The sequence below is a fragment of the Pseudomonas sp. PB106 genome (assembly GCF_009764645.1).
Taxonomy (GTDB): Bacteria; Pseudomonadota; Gammaproteobacteria; order Pseudomonadales; family Pseudomonadaceae; genus Aquipseudomonas.
Genome location: NZ_RWIM01000029.1, coordinates 1 through 2,515, shown reverse-complemented (window position 1 = coordinate 2,515; position 2,515 = coordinate 1). Strand labels below are relative to the sequence as shown.

General features: G+C 59.7%; 4 protein-coding genes. 1 reads left to right on the top strand and 3 read right to left on the bottom strand.

What is annotated here, in order from left to right; all coding sequences use genetic code 11:
- Positions 1 to 142 precede the first annotated feature (142 nt).
- The gene (gene arfB, locus EJA71_RS05225) at positions 143 to 556 is read left to right on the top strand and encodes an alternative ribosome rescue aminoacyl-tRNA hydrolase ArfB (RefSeq protein WP_083366627.1); all 414 of its coding nucleotides are present in this window, start codon (positions 143 to 145) and stop codon (positions 554 to 556) included.
- On the opposite strand, the gene EJA71_RS05220 is transcribed toward arfB, so the two are convergent.
- The 3 genes from EJA71_RS05220 to EJA71_RS27485 all read right to left on the bottom strand — a co-directional run bounded on the left by EJA71_RS05220 (position 553) and on the right by EJA71_RS27485 (position 2,240).
- The gene (locus EJA71_RS05220) at positions 553 to 1,740 is read right to left on the bottom strand and encodes an MFS transporter (RefSeq protein WP_178113659.1); all 1,188 of its coding nucleotides are present in this window, start codon (positions 1,738 to 1,740) and stop codon (positions 553 to 555) included. The genes arfB and EJA71_RS05220 overlap by 4 nt on opposite strands.
- Positions 1,741 to 1,854: 114 nt before the next feature.
- On the bottom strand, positions 1,855 to 2,037 hold the full coding sequence (locus EJA71_RS05215) for a hypothetical protein (RefSeq protein ID WP_158954911.1): 183 nt from the start codon (positions 2,035 to 2,037) through the stop codon (positions 1,855 to 1,857).
- Positions 2,038 to 2,108: 71 nt separating this feature from the next.
- Positions 2,109 to 2,240 (bottom strand): hypothetical protein, encoded by a 132-nt coding sequence (locus EJA71_RS27485; protein WP_008088845.1) that lies wholly within the window; start codon positions 2,238 to 2,240, stop codon positions 2,109 to 2,111.
- Between the last annotated feature and the right edge of the window lie 275 nt (positions 2,241 to 2,515).

Here is a 2,515-nt window from a genome sequence, read left to right as displayed (position 1 = left end):
GCTCGCGATAGCGGTGTGACAGTCGACGAATTTTTATCTGACAGACCGCTATCGCGAGCAGGCTCACTCCTACAGGGGATCTTCGCCAGGCTTGGGATCGGTTTCGCGGTATCCTGCACGCTCTGAATACGGACGCTTTTCCATGCTGGTGATTTCCAACAACGTGCATCTGCCGGATGCCGAGATCGAATTGACGGCCATTCGCGCCCAGGGCGCCGGTGGGCAGAACGTCAACAAGGTCTCCAGCGCCGTGCACCTGCGCTTCGACATTCCGGCCTCGTCCTTGCCCGAGTTCTACAAGGAGCGGCTGCTGGCGCTGCGTGACAGTCGTATCACCAGCGACGGCGTGTTGATCCTCAAAGCCCAGCAATATCGGACGCAGGAAGCCAATCGCGCCGATGCGCTGGAGCGCTTGGTCGAGTTGATTCTCAGCGCCACCAAAGTCGAAAAGAAACGCCGCCCGACCAAGCCGACCCTCGGTTCAAAGAAGCGTCGGCTTGAGTCGAAGACCAAGCGCGGCAGCATCAAGGCCGGGCGCGGCAAGGTGGATTTCTAGTCTTCGCGATACTTGGCGGTGTGCTTGTACAGATACACGCTCAACGCCAATCCGCTCAGCGCGGCGAAAGCGGCGAAGAGGAAGATCGAGGCAAAACCGAATCCTGCTGCAATTGCGCCGGCCAACGGCCCGGTGATCCCCAGCGACAAATCGATGAACAACGAATAGGCGCCGACTGCCGCGCCACGGCTCGACGCCGGCACCAGATTCACCGCTTCCACGCCCAGCGCCGGGAACACCAGCGAGAAGCCGAAACCACTCAGTGCTGCACCAGCCAGCGCCCAGTGCGCGTCCGGCGCCAGCCACAACAGCAGCAGGCCAAGGGTTTCCACCGACAGGCAGGCAATCGCCACGCGGAAGCCGCCGAGGCGATTGATCAGATTGCCGAACAACAAACGTGCACCGATGAAACTGGCGCCGAACAGGCTCAGGCACAGTACCGCGTTTTCCCAATGCTGCGTCGCGTAATACAGGGTGATGAAGGTGGCGATGGTGCCGAAGCCGATCGAGCCCAGCGCCAGGCCGCAACCGTGGGGAAACACTTTGCCGAGCACATGCATGAACGGCAGGCGCTCGCCGGCGACAATTGGCGCGGCGGTTTTCGGCCACGCCAGCGCCAGACCGAGAATCGCCAGCAAGATGATGCTGACGCCCATGCTCCACAAACCCAACTCGCCAACCAGCCACACGCCGAACGGCGCGCCAATCGCCAGTGCGCCGTAACTGGCGATGCCGTTCCAGGAAATCACCTTGGCGGTGTTGGCTGCGCCCACCCGGCCAATGCCCCAGCCAATCGAGCCGGAGCCCACGAGGCTTTCGGCGCTGCCCAGCACCAGTCGACCGATCAGCAGGCTGATCAAACTGAGCATCGGCAGGTTCGGTGTCCACGCCGAAATCAGCATGAACACACCGCTCAAACCACAACCAGCGAGGCCAATCATCACGGCTCGTTTACTGCCCTGGTTATCGATGATCTTGCTGGCGTACGGGCGGCTGAGCAGGGTGGCGAGGTATTGCACACTGATCACCAGACCGGCGATGACTGCACCAAAGCCCAGATCACTGTGGACGTAACCGGGCAGCACAGCGAGCGGAATGCCGATGTTCAGATAACCGATAAAGGTGAAGAGGACGATGGAAACGACTTGCAGCGTAACCGCGAGGGGGCGCTGGGGCTCGGACATAGAGGACGACATGGGTAACGATCCACGGGAACGGCAGATTAGATAGGCTGCTTATGATACCGGCGCGGAGCAATCTGGGGCGGGAAAAGTAAAACTATTTGCCCGGTGGCCGTTTCAGGATTTGGCCGGGGCAACCAATTGCGTGGTGACCAGCGCCGCCAGGGCATTTTCTTCGCTGCCGAAACGGGCGAGCAGGGCGGCTTGTTTCTCGGGAGAGAGGCGGTTCCAGATCTCGATCATTTTCTCGGTGGTGCCGATCAGCACGGCAGCTTGGCTTTCGGAGAATTCGTCGGTCATGGCGGGCTCGAAGTTTCAGGCAGTGTGGAAAGCGCATGTTAGCGCTTTCCACACGGTCTGTACGACGGGTCTTACTCTTCGTTGTCGGCCGGGCGGCTCTCAACGGCTTCTTTCGGCTCGGGCTGTTGGGCGCCGGCTTGTTGCGTGGTCGTCTGCTCAGGTACGTGCAGGCTTGGGAAGGGGAGATTAGGAATCTCGTGCATGGTTGCGCTCCTCGCTAAGTCTGTTGATAGATCTGGTAGATCCGCGCTTTTACAAAGCCTGCGCAGGATACAGCAGGAAAAATGACAATCAGACTTTTAATTCAAAATAATGCGACAGATGGCCGCAGGGGAGCAAAACCTGTGGTGATTGGAACGCAGAGCGTCCCGGGCTGCATTCCCACGCGGAGCGTGGGAACGATCAACTGTAGGAGCTGCCGAAGGCTGCGATCTTTTGATCCTGCTTTAGAAACAAGATCAAAAGATCGCAGCCTTCG

What these genes read in the sequence shown, in the direction of transcription:
- arfB (WP_083366627.1), top strand. Translation starts at nt 143, where the DNA reads ATGCTGGTGATTTCCAACAACGTGCATCTGCCGGATGCCGAGATCGAA.
- EJA71_RS05220 (WP_178113659.1), bottom strand. Translation starts at nt 1,740, where the DNA reads ATGTCCGAGCCCCAGCGCCCCCTCGCGGTTACGCTGCAAGTCGTTTCC.
- EJA71_RS05215 (WP_158954911.1), bottom strand. Translation starts at nt 2,037, where the DNA reads ATGACCGACGAATTCTCCGAAAGCCAAGCTGCCGTGCTGATCGGCACC.
- EJA71_RS27485 (WP_008088845.1), bottom strand. Translation starts at nt 2,240, where the DNA reads ATGCACGAGATTCCTAATCTCCCCTTCCCAAGCCTGCACGTACCTGAG.